General features: G+C 72.6%; 8 protein-coding genes and 1 tRNA gene. 7 read left to right on the top strand and 2 right to left on the bottom strand.

Features of this window, described 5'->3' with window-relative positions; translation table 11 throughout:
* Nucleotide 1 precedes the first annotated feature (1 nt).
* The 7 genes from OG230_RS16165 to OG230_RS16135 all read left to right on the top strand — a co-directional run bounded on the left by OG230_RS16165 (nt 2) and on the right by OG230_RS16135 (nt 10,906).
* Nucleotides 2-199: a hypothetical protein gene (locus OG230_RS16165; protein WP_328910919.1), complete on the top strand. Its 198-nt coding sequence runs from the start codon at nt 2-4 to the stop codon at nt 197-199.
* Nucleotides 200-490: 291 nt separating this feature from the next.
* The gene (gene topA / locus OG230_RS16160) at nt 491-3,349 is read left to right on the top strand and encodes a type I DNA topoisomerase (protein ID WP_328910918.1); all 2,859 of its coding nucleotides are present in this window, start codon (nt 491-493) and stop codon (nt 3,347-3,349) included.
* A 181-nt stretch (nt 3,350-3,530) separates the two neighbouring features.
* Nucleotides 3,531-6,743, top strand: coding sequence for a dTMP kinase (gene tmk / locus OG230_RS16155; RefSeq protein ID WP_328910917.1), 3,213 nt, complete (start codon nt 3,531-3,533; stop codon nt 6,741-6,743).
* Nucleotides 6,744-6,966: 223 nt separating this feature from the next.
* Nucleotides 6,967-8,172: a DNA polymerase III subunit delta' gene (locus OG230_RS16150; RefSeq protein WP_328910916.1), complete on the top strand. Its 1,206-nt coding sequence runs from the start codon at nt 6,967-6,969 to the stop codon at nt 8,170-8,172.
* Nucleotides 8,173-8,255: 83 nt separating this feature from the next.
* On the top strand, nt 8,256-9,785 hold the full coding sequence (locus OG230_RS16145; protein WP_328910915.1) for an alpha/beta hydrolase: 1,530 nt from the start codon (nt 8,256-8,258) through the stop codon (nt 9,783-9,785).
* Nucleotides 9,786-9,894: 109 nt separating this feature from the next.
* Nucleotides 9,895-9,968 (top strand) — tRNA-Thr (locus OG230_RS16140).
* Nucleotides 9,969-10,057: 89 nt separating this feature from the next.
* Nucleotides 10,058-10,906 (top strand): sulfurtransferase, encoded by an 849-nt coding sequence (locus OG230_RS16135; protein ID WP_328910914.1) that lies wholly within the window; start codon nt 10,058-10,060, stop codon nt 10,904-10,906.
* Nucleotides 10,907-10,920: 14 nt separating this feature from the next.
* Here OG230_RS16135 and OG230_RS16130 read toward each other — a convergent pair whose 3' ends face one another.
* Nucleotides 10,921-13,419, bottom strand: coding sequence for an ABC transporter permease (locus OG230_RS16130; protein ID WP_328910913.1), 2,499 nt, complete (start codon nt 13,417-13,419; stop codon nt 10,921-10,923).
* Nucleotides 13,413-14,165 (bottom strand): ABC transporter ATP-binding protein, encoded by a 753-nt coding sequence (locus OG230_RS16125; protein WP_328910912.1) that lies wholly within the window; start codon nt 14,163-14,165, stop codon nt 13,413-13,415. Before OG230_RS16125 ends, OG230_RS16130 begins: the two co-directional genes overlap by 7 nt.
* Nucleotides 14,166-14,293: the final 128 nt, after the last annotated feature.

The following is a 14,293-nucleotide window of genomic DNA, read 5'->3' as shown; positions in this document are numbered from 1 at the left end:
CATGGAGAGCGTCACCGCGGTCTTCGCCGGTACGGCATTCGCACTGTTCGGCGCCGCGCTCCTGATCTGGACGGGGGCGCGCACCCTGCACCGCGCGCCGGTGGCTCACGGTGTGAGCCCCGTCGCCTCCACCGCTCTCGCCACGCTCTTCGGCGCAACGTTCCTCGTGGTCGGCGTCTGGTGCTTCACCCGCGTCTGATTCCCACCCCCAGCAGGGGCTGATCCCGGACAGGGCAGCACCGGCACCCTCCGTGAAGGCGCCTCGACGGCATCCCGAAACACGCAGGCAGGAGGCGTGCGCACTGCGGACCGGGCGGTCCGGGCGGCAGGAATGGCGGAAGTCGGGTTACCGTTCGAGTGGCCGTTGCGGGCTTTTGCCGTTTGACACGGGGGCGGGTTGTACCGTCACACTCCGCAGCGACAGCACCGCGGGCAGCGTCACTGCGCTGCCCGGATGCCCACTGAGTGCCGACCGGAGAGAAGAGCGAAGTTGTCCCCGACCAGCGAGACCGCACAGGGCGGCCGCCGACTCGTCATCGTCGAGTCGCCTGCCAAGGCGAAGACGATCAAGGGCTATCTCGGCCCCGGATACGTCGTCGAGGCGAGCGTCGGGCACATCCGCGACCTCCCGAACGGCGCCGCCGAGGTGCCGGACGAGTACACCGGTGAGGTACGGCGTCTCGGGGTGGACGTCGAGAACGACTTCCAGCCCATCTACGTCGTCAACGCCGACAAGAAGGCCCAGGTCAGGAAGCTCAAGCAGCTGCTGGCCGAGTCCGACGAACTCTTCCTCGCCACCGATGAGGACCGCGAGGGCGAAGCCATCGCGTGGCACCTCCAGGAAGTCCTGAAGCCCAAGGTCCCGGTCCACCGGATGGTCTTCCACGAGATCACCAAGGACGCGATCCGGGCCGCCGTCGCCAACCCGCGCGAGCTCAACCAGCGCATGGTCGACGCCCAGGAGACCCGCCGTATCCTCGACCGCCTCTACGGCTACGAGGTGTCCCCGGTCCTCTGGAAGAAGGTCATGCCGCGCCTCTCGGCCGGCCGTGTCCAGTCCGTCGCGACCCGCCTCGTCGTCGAGCGGGAGCGCGAGCGCATCGCCTTCCGTTCCGCCGAGTACTGGGACCTGACCGGCACCTTCGCCACCGGCCGTACCGGTGACGCCTCCGACCCGTCGACGCTCACCGCCCGCCTCAGCGCGGTCGACGGCCGCCGGATCGCCCAGGGTCGCGACTTCGGTCCCGACGGGCAGCTCAAGTCCGCCTCCGGCCAGACGCTGCACCTGGACGAGACGAACGCCCGCGCCCTGGCCGCGGCGCTCGCCGACTCCACGTTCGCGGTCCGCTCCGTCGAGTCGAAGCCGTACCGCCGTTCGCCGTACGCGCCGTTCCGTACGACCACCCTCCAGCAGGAGGCCAGCCGCAAGCTGGGCTTCGGGGCCAAGGCCACGATGCAGGTCGCGCAGAAGCTGTACGAGAACGGCTTCATCACCTATATGCGTACGGACTCCACGACCCTCTCCGACACCGCGATCTCCGCGGCGCGGGCGCAGGTCACGCAGCTGTACGGAGCGAACTACCTGCCGGACAAGCCGCGCACGTACGCCGGCAAGGTCAAGAACGCGCAGGAGGCGCACGAGGCGATCCGTCCCTCGGGCGACCGCTTCCGCACCCCTGCCGAGACCGGTCTCACCGGTGACCAGTTCCGTCTGTACGAGCTGATCTGGAAGCGGACCGTCGCCTCCCAGATGAAGGACGCCGTCGGTAACTCGGTCACCGTCAAGATCGGCGGCCGGGCGAGCGACGGCCGGGACGCCGAGTTCTCGGCCTCCGGCAAGACGATCACCTTCCACGGCTTCATGAAGGCGTACGTCGAAGGAGCCGACGACCCGAACGCCGAGCTCGACGACCGCGAGCGGCGTCTGCCGCAGGTCGCGGAGGGCGACGCGCTGTCCGCCGACGAGATCACGGTCGACGGCCACGCCACCAAGCCGCCCGCCCGCTACACCGAGGCATCGCTGGTCAAGGAGCTCGAAGAGCGCGAGATCGGCCGCCCGTCGACGTACGCGTCGATCATCGGCACGATCCTGGACCGCGGCTACGTCTTCAAGAAGGGCACGGCGCTCGTCCCGTCGTTCCTCTCCTTCGCCGTGGTCAATCTGCTGGAGAAGCACTTCGGCCGGCTGGTCGACTACGACTTCACGGCCCGTATGGAGGACGACCTCGACCGCATCGCGCGGGGCGAGGCGCAGTCCGTGCCGTGGCTGAAGCGCTTCTACTTCGGTGCGAGCGAGGCCACGGCCGGTGCCGGCGCCGCCTCCGACGCGGGCAACGGCGACGGCGACCACCTCGGTGGTCTGAAGGAACTCGTCACGGACCTCGGCGCGATCGACGCCCGCGAGATCTCCTCGTTCCCCGTGGGCAACGGCATCGTGCTGCGTGTCGGGCGCTACGGCCCGTACATCGAGCGCGGCGAGAAGGACTCCGAGGGCCACCAGCGCGCCGACGTGCCCGAGGACATGGCACCCGACGAGCTGTCCGTGGAGCACGCGGAGGAGCTGCTGGCGAAGCCGAGCGGCGACTTCGAGCTCGGCGCCGACCCGGTGAGCGGGAACCAGATCATCGCCAAGGACGGGCGCTACGGTCCGTACGTCACCGAGGTGCTGCCCGAGGGCACCCCGAAGACCGGCAAGAACGCGGTGAAGCCGCGGACGGCTTCGCTCTTCAAGTCGATGGCGCTGGACACGGTGACGCTGGCCGACGCGCTCAAGCTGATGTCGCTGCCGCGCGTGGTCGGCGAGGACGCCGAGGGTGTCGAGATCACCGCGCAGAACGGCCGCTACGGCCCGTATCTGAAGAAGGGCACGGACTCGCGGTCCCTGACCTCCGAGGACCAGCTCTTCGACATCACGCTCGAAGAGGCCCTGGCGATCTACGCCCAGCCCAAGCAGCGCGGCCGGGCAGCCGCCAAGCCGCCGCTCAAGGAACTGGGCACCGACCCGGTGAGCGGGGCCCCGGTGGTCGTCAAGGACGGCCGCTTCGGCGCGTACGTCACGGACGGCGAGACGAACGCGACGCTGCGGACCGACGACAGCGTCGAGGACATCACGCCGGAGCGCGGCTACGAGCTGCTGGCCGAGAAGCGCGCCAAGGGTCCCGCCAAGAAGAAGACGGCGAAGAAGGCCCCGGCGAAGAAGGCCACGGCGAAGAAGACGACGACGGCGAAGAAGGCCACGGCGGCGAAGAAGACGGCCGCCAAGAAGACGACCACGGCGAAGAAGACGACGACGGCCAAGAAGGCCACGGCGGCGAAGAAGGCGACCTCCTCGGCCTCCACGGAGGACTGACCGGCCGCACACACGGGAACGGCGGGGCCTTCGGGCCCCGCCGTTCCGTCGTTCTCCGCCCCGGTTCCGGGAGGGGGCGGGCAGGGGGAAGGGCCCTCCGCGGGCGCCCGCACCCACCCCCGGCGGCCGTATGTTCGGATGGGGCCGACAGTGACGGCACCGCTCCGGATAGGCTGGGCGGATGACGCGAGCCGAGCAGCCAACGGTCGTGAGCCCCACCTCCGACACACTTGCCGCAGACTCACGCGAGCGCGCCGTACGAGCATTGTTGCGTGTTCCCCCGCTGAAGCGGTTGTGGAGCGCCCAGCTCGTCGGCAGTATCGGCGATGCACTCGCCCTTCTCGTGCTGGTGCTGTTGTCGCTGCAAGCAGCGGTCCTGGAGGGCTCATTCGGAGCCGGATACCGGGGGGCGGCCTTCGCCGTCGCCGCCGTGTTCGGCGCCCGGATTATTTCCACGGTGCTCTTCGGAGCCGTACTCCTGGGGCCACTGACGTCGCTCACGGCCCCGGGCGGGCCGGTGGACCGGCGATGGCTGATGATCGGCGCGGACGGGCTGCGGCTCGCCCTGCTGGTCGTCGCACCGCTCTGGATCGACTGGATGCCGGACAAGGCACTCATGATGATCCTGATCACCGTCTTCGTCACCGGCGTCGGTGAGCGGCTGTGGACGGTCGCGAAGGAGAGCGCGGCCCCCGCGCTGCTGCCCGCCCCGCCCGCCGAGGGCGCGGCCGTGCGCCCGCTGCCCGACCACCTCGACGCGCTGCGCAGGCTCTCGCTGCGTACCGACTTCCTGGCGATCCCCGCCGCTGCGGCGGCCCTGCTGATCGCGACCCTGGTCGGCAACCTGCTCGGCGCGGGACTCGACTGGTTCTCGTTCCACCAGGCGGCACTCGGCTCGTACGTCGCGGCCGGACTCTTCTCCGCCTCGATCTCGACCCTGTACTTCCTCGAACTGCCCGGCACCCCGACTCCCCGCCCGCGCTCGCCCCTGGAGGGCCTGCGCCGTCCGGCCACCGGCACGGGACCCGACAAGGGCCGCACCGGCACGGTTCCACTGGTCGTCGGCGCCTGCGCCGCGGTCGCCGGGGCGATCGCCGCCGCGGCGGCGGTCTCCGTCCTGCACGCGCTCGACCTGGGCGGCGGCCCCGCCACGTTCGCGCTGCTGATCCTGGCGCTGACCGGCGGCACCGGACTCGGTATCCGTACCGCTCAGAAGGTGCTGCCCACCCTGTCGCGGCGCCGCCTGCTGGCCTTCTCCACCGCCGTCACCGGAGTCGCGCTCCTCGCCCTCGGCCTGGTGCCCGACACCGCGACCGGACTGCTCCTCGCCCTCCTCGCCGGTTACGCGGCCGGGGTCGCCGCCGCCACGGGGCACACGCTCATCGACCAGGAGACCGAGGAGTTCCGGCAGGCCAGGACCACCGAACACCTCCAGGCCGTCGTCCGGGTGCTCATCGCACTCGGTGCCGTGGGCGGCCCGCTGCTCGCCGCGGCCATCGGCCGGCACCGTCTGGGCTCCGGTGACTTCGTCTTCGCGCACGGCGGGGCCGCGTTCGCGCTGATGCTCATCGGCGCACTGCTGCTGCCCGTCGCCGCGGTTCTGCTCGCCAGGACCGACGACCGTTCGGGTGTGCCGCTGCGGCGCGATCTGCGTGAGGCCGTGCGCGGGGGCGACCCGACGGTCGCGCCCGCCGCCACCGGTTTCTTCCTCGCCCTGGAGGGCGGCGACGGAGCCGGCAAGTCCACCCAGGTCGAGGCACTCGCCGAGTGGATCCGGGCGAAGGGCCACGAGGTCGTCGTGACGCGCGAGCCGGGAGCGACCCCGGTCGGCAAGCGGCTGCGCTCGATCCTGCTCGACGTGTCGTCGGCCGGGCTCTCCAACCGGGCCGAGGCCCTGCTGTACGCCGCCGACCGTGCCGAGCACGTCGACTCGGTCGTGCGTCCGGCGCTGGAACGCGGTGCGATCGTCATCTCGGACCGGTACATCGACTCGTCCGTCGCCTACCAGGGTGCGGGCCGCGACCTGTCCCCGACCGAGATCGCCCGGATCTCCCGGTGGGCCACGAGCGGTCTCGTGCCGCACCTGACGGTCCTGCTGGACGTGGACCCCGAGACCGCGCGCGAGCGGTTCACCGAGGCGCCGGACCGCCTGGAGTCGGAGCCGCCGGAGTTCCACGCACGGGTGCGTTCCGGCTTCCTCACCCTCGCGGCGGCCGATCCGGTCCGCTACCTGGTGGTGGACGCGGGCCAGGAACCGGAAGCGATCACCACCGTCGTACGCCACCGGCTCGACCGGCTCCTTCCGCTCTCCGAGGCCGAGATCAAGGCCCAGGAGGAGGCGCGCAGGGCGGCCGAGGAGGAGGCCCGGCGCAAGGCCGAGGAAGAGGCGGCCCGGAAGGCCGAGGAGGAGCGGCTGGAGCGCGAGCGGCAGGAACAGCTCGCCAGGCTCCGTGCCGAGGAGGAGGAGCGCAAGCGCCGCGAGCTGGAGGAGGCCCGGCAGCGCGAGGCCGAACGGCAGGCCGAGGAGGCCCGGCAGCGGGCCGAGGAAGCCCGCCGTCTCGCCGAGGAGGAGCGGGCCAGGCGCGAGGCCGAGGAGCGGGTGCGCGAGGCCGAGCAGGAACGCCTCCGCAGGCAGGCCGAGGAAGAGGCGCGGCTGCGCAAGGAGGCGGAGGCGCGGCGTCTGGAGAAGCAGCGCAAGGCGGAAGAGGCGCTGCTGAGGGCCGAGGAGGCACGGCGTCAGGCGGAGGCCGAGGCCGCCGCCCGGGCCGAGGCCGAGGCGGAGGCCGCAGCTGCGGCTGCCGCCGCGGCGGAGTCGGAGCGGTCCGCGTGGTCCGCGTCCGAGTCGCCCTCGTCGTCCGGCCAGTCCGGGCCGTCCGTTCCGGACAACGAGCTCACGGTGCCGACGCCGATCGTCGGGGCGAACGAGGTGACTCAGCCGGTGCCTTCGCCGGTGGCGCAGCCCGACCGTCCGCGCTCCGACCGCTCCCCCCGTTCGGGTTCCGCGGCCGACGACGCCGAGACGACCATGCTGCCGCGGGTGGACGATCCGGCCGGGCGCCGCCCGGCGAGGGACGCGGACGAGACCACGGTCCTGCCTCCCGTACGGGACGAGGCGCCGTCCGACCGGGTGCCGCCGGGCATCTTCCGTGACGAGCGCCCCGCCGCGCGCGCCCCGGAGAGCGAGAACGAGCGCACGCGCGAGCTGCCGCAGATCGGCGACGACCCCCGGGCCGCCCAGGACGCCTACGACCGTCAGGCCCGCCAGAAGCGCCCCCGTCCCGACTGGGCCGAGGAGACGCCGCTGGACGACCTGCCGTCCCTGGCCGACGAGCTGCTCGGCGGCCACGACGAGGACCCGGGCCAGTCCGGCCGGGGCCGCCGTCCGCGCGGCTGACCGCCCGCTCCACCCGACCGCGCGACCGGCGGGCCCGGAACTCCGGGCCCGCCGGTCGCGCGTGACGGCGGCGGCGTCCGGGGAGCCCGCTCGTCCCGGAGGCCGGAAAGCGTGGATTGTCAGAGCCTTCCCCCACAATGGGAATCCGGCTCGACCCCAGGCCGCGGAACATCCCGAGTCCGCGGCTCACCGCACCACCACAGCACCGGAAGGGCGATGACCCATGACCGTATGGGACGACCTCGTCGGACAGGACCGGGTCCAGGAGCAGCTCGCTGCCGCCGCCCGGGACGCCGATGCGCTGGTCACCGCCATTTCCACGGGTGAGCCGGTACCCCCGGGCTCGAAGATGACCCACGCCTGGCTGTTCACCGGACCGCCCGGGTCCGGGCGGTCCACCGCCGCCCGCGCCTTCGCCGCCGCGCTCCAGTGCACCAGTCCTGACCGGGCCCTCGGCGGCATTCCCGGCTGCGGCTTCTGCGACGGCTGCCACACCAGCCTGATCGGTACGCACGCCGACGTCGACATCATCCGCACCGACCTGCTGTCCATCGGTGTGAAGGAGACCCGCGACCTGGTCCGCCGCGCCCAGCTCTCCCCGGCCGTCGGCCGTTGGCAGGTCATCGTCCTGGAGGACGCCGACCGTCTGACCGAGGGAGCGGGCAACGTCCTGCTGAAGGCCGTGGAGGAGCCCGCTCCCCGCACGGTGTGGCTGCTCTGCGCACCGTCCCTGGAAGACGTCCTGCCGACGATCCGCTCCCGCTGCCGCCATCTCACGCTCCGCACACCGCCGGTCGACGCCGTCGCCGACGTGCTGATCCGGCGGGACGGCATCGATCCCGAGCGCGCCGCGTCGGCGGCCCGCGCGACCCAGGGCCACATCGGCCGGGCCCGTCGGCTGGCCACGGACGAGCGGGCCAGGGCCCGCCGTGCCGCCGTGCTCAAGCTCCCGCTCCGGATCGACGACGTCGGCGGCTGCCTGAAGGCTGCTCAGGAGCTGATCGACACCGCGTCCGAGGAAGCCAAGCAGGTCTCGGACGAGGTGGACGTCAAGGAGACCGACGACATGAAGGCGGCGCTCGGCGCGGTCGCCGGGGGCCGGATGCCCCGGGGCACGGCAGGGGTGATGAAGGAGCTGGAGGACCGGCAGAAGCGCCGCAAGACCCGTTCGCAGCGCGACAGCCTCGATCTGGCGCTCACCGATCTGACCGGCTTCTACCGCGACGTGCTGGCGCTCCAGCTCGGTTCCCGGATCGCGATCGCCAACGTCGACGCGGGGGACGCGCTCGACCGGATCGCCCGGTCGTCGACCCCCGAGCGCACCCTGCGCCGGATCGAGGCGGTCATCGCCTGCCGTCGGGCACTCGACCGCAACGTGGCGCCGCTGCTCGCGGTGGAGGCGATGACGATGGCGCTCCGGGCCGGCTGACGCAGCTGGGCAGGTGGGGCGGGGTATTCACCCGAATGAGCAGGGAATCGGACGAGTCGTCACCCGGCGACTACGCTCCGGGGATGGACACCAGGCGCCTGCTCCGCATCCTCGCCACCGCGCTCGGCACTGCCGGCCTCCTCGTCTCCGGCTGCAGCAGCGGAACGTCGACGACGAGTGCGTCGGCCGCCGGAGCCGCGGCCCCCAAGGACCTCGAGCCGTACTACGCGCAGAAGCTGAACTGGCGCGACTGCGGCGTGGAGGGCTTCCAGTGCGCCACGATGAAGGCGCCGCTGGACTACGGGAACCCCGACGACGGGGACATCAAGCTGGCCGTCTCCCGCAAGAAGGCCACCGGACCGGGCAAGCGGATCGGCTCGCTCCTGGTGAATCCGGGCGGCCCGGGCGGTTCGGCCATCGGCTACCTCCAGGGGTACGCGGCCATCGGCTACCCGGCTCCGGTCCGCGCCCGCTACGACATGGTGGCCATCGACCCGCGGGGAGTGGCCCGCAGCGAGCCCGTCGAGTGTCTGACGGGCAAGGAGATGGACGCCTACACCCAGGTCGATCAGACCCCCGACGACGACGCCGAGATCACCGAGCTGAGCGGTGCCTTCGAGAAGTTCGCCAACGGCTGCGAGAAGCGCTCCGAGAGGATCCTCCCGCACGTCTCCACGGTCGAGACGGCCCGTGACATGGACATCCTGCGCTCCCTCCTGGGCGACAAGGAGCTGCACTACGTCGGGGCGTCCTACGGCACCTTCCTCGGGGCGACGTACGCCGATCTCTTCCCGGACCGGGTGGGCCGGCTGGTCCTCGACGGCGCGATGGACCCGTCCCTTCCCGCCATCGACATCAACCGCGACCAGACCGCGGGCTTCGAGGCGGCGTTCCAGTCCTTCGCCGCGGACTGCGTGAAGAAGGAGGACTGCCCGCTCGGCACCACGACCGCGGACGCGGCGGCCACCGCGCTCAAGCAGCTCTTCGCCGATCTGGACGCCAAGCCCATCCCGACCGGCGAGAGCCGGAAGCTGACCGAGTCGCTGGCCACGACCGGGGTGATCGCCGCCATGTACGACGAGGCGGCCTGGCCGCAGCTCCGCGAGGCCCTCGCGGGTGCCCTGCGCAGCGACGGCTCGGGTCTCCTGGCACTCGCCGACAGCTACTACGAGCGCGAGCCGAACGGCACCTACGCCAACCTGATGTACGCGAACGCGGCCGTGAACTGCCTCGATCTGCCCCCGGCCTTCGACGCCCCCGCCGACGTCCAGAAGTCCGTTCCCAGCTTCGAGGAGGCGTCCCCGGTCTTCGGCAAGGGCTTCGCCTGGGCGGCCCTGAACTGCGGCTACTGGCCCGTCGACGCCACCGGCACCCCCCACCGCACCGAGGCGAAGGGCGCCGCCCCGATCGTCGTGGTCGGCACCACCCGGGACCCCGCGACGCCGTACAAGTGGGCCGAGTCGCTCGCGGACCAGCTCTCCTCCGGCACCCTCCTCACCTACGAGGGCGACGGCCACACCGCGTACGGCCGGGGAAGCGACTGCATCGACACGGCGATCAACACGTACCTGCTGGAGGGAACCCCGCCCGCAGAGGGCAAGAAGTGCTCCTGACCCGCCCCTGACCTGCGGATACGCCTCCGGCGGCGCCCTGTACGGAGCACCCCCGGAAACTGTGTAGACTTGGGCCCGCTGCTGATCGCACTATGGTGCGACAGGGCGTGCCGCCTTAGCTCAGTTGGCCAGAGCAACGCACTCGTAATGCGTAGGTCTCGGGTTCGAATCCCGAAGGCGGCTCAGAGAAGCCCCAGGTCAGTTCATCGCTGACCTGGGGCTTTTGTGTGCTGCGATGGACTTGGCCGGAGGGCTGAGGGGTGGGAGGAATCGTGGGTGTGCGGGAGCTGCCGGGAGTCCTTCCCGGCCCGTTGGTCGGTGCCGAGTGGCTCGGGGAGCGGCTCGGCCGTCCGGGAGTCGTGGTGCTCGATGCCTCCGTGGGTGCCGACCGGGGGGCGGAGTGGCGGATTCCGGGGGCGCGGGTCTTCGATATCGACGGTGCGCTGTCCGATCACTCCGGGCCGCTGCCCCACACCATGCCCGGCGCGGACGCCTTCGCCCGGGAGATGCGGGTGCTGGGCGTCCATGACTCCGACACCGTGATCGTCTACGACGGGGCGGGCATCTACTCCAGTGCCCGCGCCTGGTGGATGCTGCGCGCGATGGGCTTCGACCGGGTCGCCGTGCTCGACGGCGGGCTGCCCGCCTGGACCGCCGCCGGACTGCCGCTGGAGCGCGGGGGGCCCGCGCCCGAGGTTCCGGTGGGTGACTTCACCGCCCGGCCGCGCGCCGGGTTCGTGGTCGGGAGCGGTGAGGTCCTGGCGGCCCTTGCCGACCCGGGCGCCGTCGTCTTCGACGCCCGGGCCCGGGAGCGGTTCGCCGGTACGGCCCCGGAGCCTCGTGCCGGGCTGCGCGGCGGCCATATGCCCGGCGCGGTCAACCTGCCTTTCGCCGAGCTCCGGCGTGACGGGCGGATGCTGCCGGCCGCGGAACTGCGGGCGGCCTTCGAGGGGCTCGTGGGGGAGCGGGAGAGGCTGGTCTTCAGCTGTGGTTCGGGGGTCACCGCCTGCGTACTCGCGCTGGGCGCCGAACTGGCGGGGTATCGCGGCCTGTCCGTGTACGACGGGTCGTGGAGCGAGTGGGGCCTTCCCTCGGAACTTCCCGTCGTGACCGGAGACTGACGGCCGGCACCGGTTCATTCGCGCATGCCGGCCAGCTCGACCGGCCGGGTGCGCAGGGCCGCCAGGGCCGGGAGGACGGCGGAGACCGTGGCGAGGGCCGCGCTCGCGGCCAGGAGCGTGCCCACGGTTCCCCAGGGCACGATCACCGGTGAGCTCACGCAGAGCAGCTCCAGTGCGCCCTTGACGCCGAGGAGGTTGAGGGCGGCGACCGCACCGCCCAGGACGGCGCCCACGGCGACGACCACCAGGGCCTCGACGGCGATCAGCCGCAGGACCTGCGGTTTCGTGGCGCCCGTCAGGCGGAGCACCGCGAGGTCGCGGACCCGGTCCGCGCTGGCCATCACCAGGGTGTTGGCCAGCGCGATGCCCGTGTACAGCAGGGCGATGCCGAGGATCAGGAACATGCCCATACGGGTGTTCTCGCTGGTGCGGGGGTAGTGCGCGGTCACCCAGGCGTCCTTCGTGAGGACCGGGGTGGAGGTTGCCCGGCCGGCCTTCGCGAGGAGGGCGGCGGTGGCCGAACGGTCCGCTCCCGTACGGAGCCCGACGTCGAGACGGTCGATTCCGGCCCCGGCGGCGTTCTTCGGGGTCACGTACACGCCGTTGGAGCCGGTGCCGACCCGCAGGACCGCGGCGATGCGCAGCGACACCTTGCGGCCGTCGCCGAGCCAGACGCTCACCCGCTGTCCCACGGTCCGGGTCTCCCACTCCTCGTTGACGACGATGGAGTCGTCGTCGAGGTCGGTGAGGCTTCCGGAGACGAGGGGCGGACGGCCGATCCGGGCCAGGGCTGCCGGGTCGACGGCTCGGGCCTCGGACCTGATGAGGGCGGTGCCCTCTTCGAGGACGGTGACCGCGGTGGAGCGCGAGGCGCTGGTCACCGCTCCCGGGATGGTCCGGGCGCGGTCCACGAAGCGCGGGTCCAGTGCGCGGCCCTCGCCCGCCGACACCACCCAGTCCGCGCCGGTCTGCGCCGCCGCCTCGGCGGCCTTGGCCCCGTTGACGGTGGCCACCGTGCCGAGCAGGGAGACGGCCAGGGCGACGGTGATGAGGACCGGCGCCGCGACGGCCGCCGTGCGGCGTACCGCGGTGGAGGCGTTCTGCCGGGCCAGCAGGCCCGTGGCGCCGGGGAGCCGGGCGGGCAGCCAGGTCAGCAGTCGGGTCAGCGGGCGGACCAGGAGCGGGGCGAACAGGGCGAAGCCGACGATCAGCCACATGGGCTGGAGGATGTACGTCTTCCGCTTCAGTACGTCCCCCGGATCGGTGACCAGCGCCCAGGCGAGCAGTCCCAGGCCGGTCAGCAGGACGGCGGAGCCCGTCAGGAGCCGGCTCGGCGGCATCGTCCGGCTGTCGACGGCGGACTCGCGGAGCGCCTCCGTGGGGCCGATGCGTCCCGCCCGGTGGGAGGAGACCACCACGCCCGCCATCGCGACGAACAGTCCCGTCCAGAAGGCCGCGTGCAGGGGCCACGTCACGTCACCGACGGCGAACCAGGACGGCGCGATCCCCGCACCGGTCATCCAGGAGGCGAGCCGGGGCGCCGCGGCGTCGCCGAGCAGGCAGCCCGCGGCCGACGCGAGCACACCGATGACGCCTGCCTCGGCGACCACCATGCGCCGTACCTGCCCCGGTGTGGCGCCGGCCGTGCGGAGCAGCCCGAATTCGCGCCGCCGCTGGGCCACGGTGAACGAGAACGTCGACGCGACGACGAACACCGAGACGAAGCCGGTGATGCCGGCCGCCGTGCCGAGCATGGCGTTGACGGCGACGAGCGCCTCGCTGTCCCGGTCGGGATCGGGGTCGGCCCTGCGCCGTTCGTCACCGGTGAGGACCGTCATGCCGGGGGCCGCCCCGACCAGGGCGCGGACCGCGGCCGGGTCCGCGTGCACCACCACCGCGTCGACCGGCGGGGAGATGCGGGCCGCCTCGGCGTCGCTGAAGAAGACGGCGCTCTCGAAGCCGGTGGCCGGCACGGTGCCGACGACCGTCCGCGTGGAGACGGCCCCGGGCGTGTGCCGGGTGGCCGTGGCGACCTCGACACGGTCGCCGGTGCGCGGGCCGCCGGCGGAGCCCGTCGCCACGACGATCTCGTGGGCGGCCCGGGGGGCGCGGCCCGAGGAGAGCCGGTACGGGGTGGCGGCGGCGATCGACCAGGGGTGGCCGACGGCCTCGTCCTGGCCGTCGCCCCGGTCCAGTTTCACGTGGAACGTCCGGTCCTGCGTGGTGCGTCCCAGCGAGGCGAGCCGGGCGGCCAGGCCGGCGGGCACCGGCCGGGGGTCGGCCAGTCGCTGGGTACGTTCACCGATCGGCGTCGCGACCCGGAGGGTGTCGGACGCCCGCACCACGACCGGGGCCCCGGCGAACCGTTCGGGTTCGCGCTCCGGGGCGCCGAACGTCGCCGCGAGCGCCATCCCCGTGGTGGCGATCAGCCCGACTCCCAGAGCCAGGGCGACGAAGGAGCCGATGAACGTGACCCACCGGGTCCGCATCGAGCGCAGAGCGAGGCTCAGCACGGGACCACCGCCGCTGCGGTCATGCGCGCCGCGACCTGTTCGGCGGTCGGGTCGTGCAGCTCGTCCCGCACCGACCCGTCCGCCAGGAACACCACCCGGTCCGCGTACGAGGCGGCCACCGGATCGTGCGTCACCATGATCACGGTCTGCCCCCGGTCGACCATGGAACGCAGCAGCGTCAGCACCTCCCTGCCGGTCTGCGAATCGAGCGCCCCGGTCGGCTCGTCCCCGAACAGCACCTCGGGCCGGGTGACGAGGGCCCTGGCCAGGGCCACACGCTGCTGCTGGCCGCCGGACAGTTCGCCGGGCCGGTGCCCGGCCCGGTCGGCGAGACCGACCTGCTCCAGTACGTCGCGCACCTCGGACCGCCCGGGCCGCCGGCCCGCCAGCCGCAGCGGGAGCGCGACGTTCTGCGCCGCCGTGAGGGAGGGCAGCAGGTTGAACGCCTGGAAGACGAAGCCGATGCGGTCGCGGCGCAGCAGAGTCAGCTTCCGTTCGCTGAGCCCCGTCAGGTCCGTGTCCCCGAGGAACACCTGGCCGGAGGTCGGCCGGTCCAGCCCCGCCGTGCACTGCAGCAGCGTCGACTTGCCGGAACCGGAAGGTCCCATGACGGCGGTGAAGGTGCCGCCGGGGATGGTGAGGCTGACGTCGTCGAGGGCGGTGACGGAGTCGGCCGGCTTTCCGAAGGAGCGGGTGACCGAACGGAGCCGCACGGCCGGCGGGCTGTCGGCTGGTTGCTGATTCATGAGGATCAGTCAACCGACGCCGCGTGCCGCGCACATCGCAGCGAGGAGGAGTCCTGGGGGTGGAGGTAGCTCCACCCCACCCAGCTCCCGGCCGATGGTGGAGCCAGCTGGGTGGTGGCCCGCGACCA

The organism is Streptomyces sp. NBC_00234, assembly GCF_036195325.1.
GTDB lineage: Bacteria > Actinomycetota > Actinomycetes > Streptomycetales > Streptomycetaceae > Streptomyces.
This window is presented reverse-complemented; position numbering and strand designations above follow the sequence as displayed.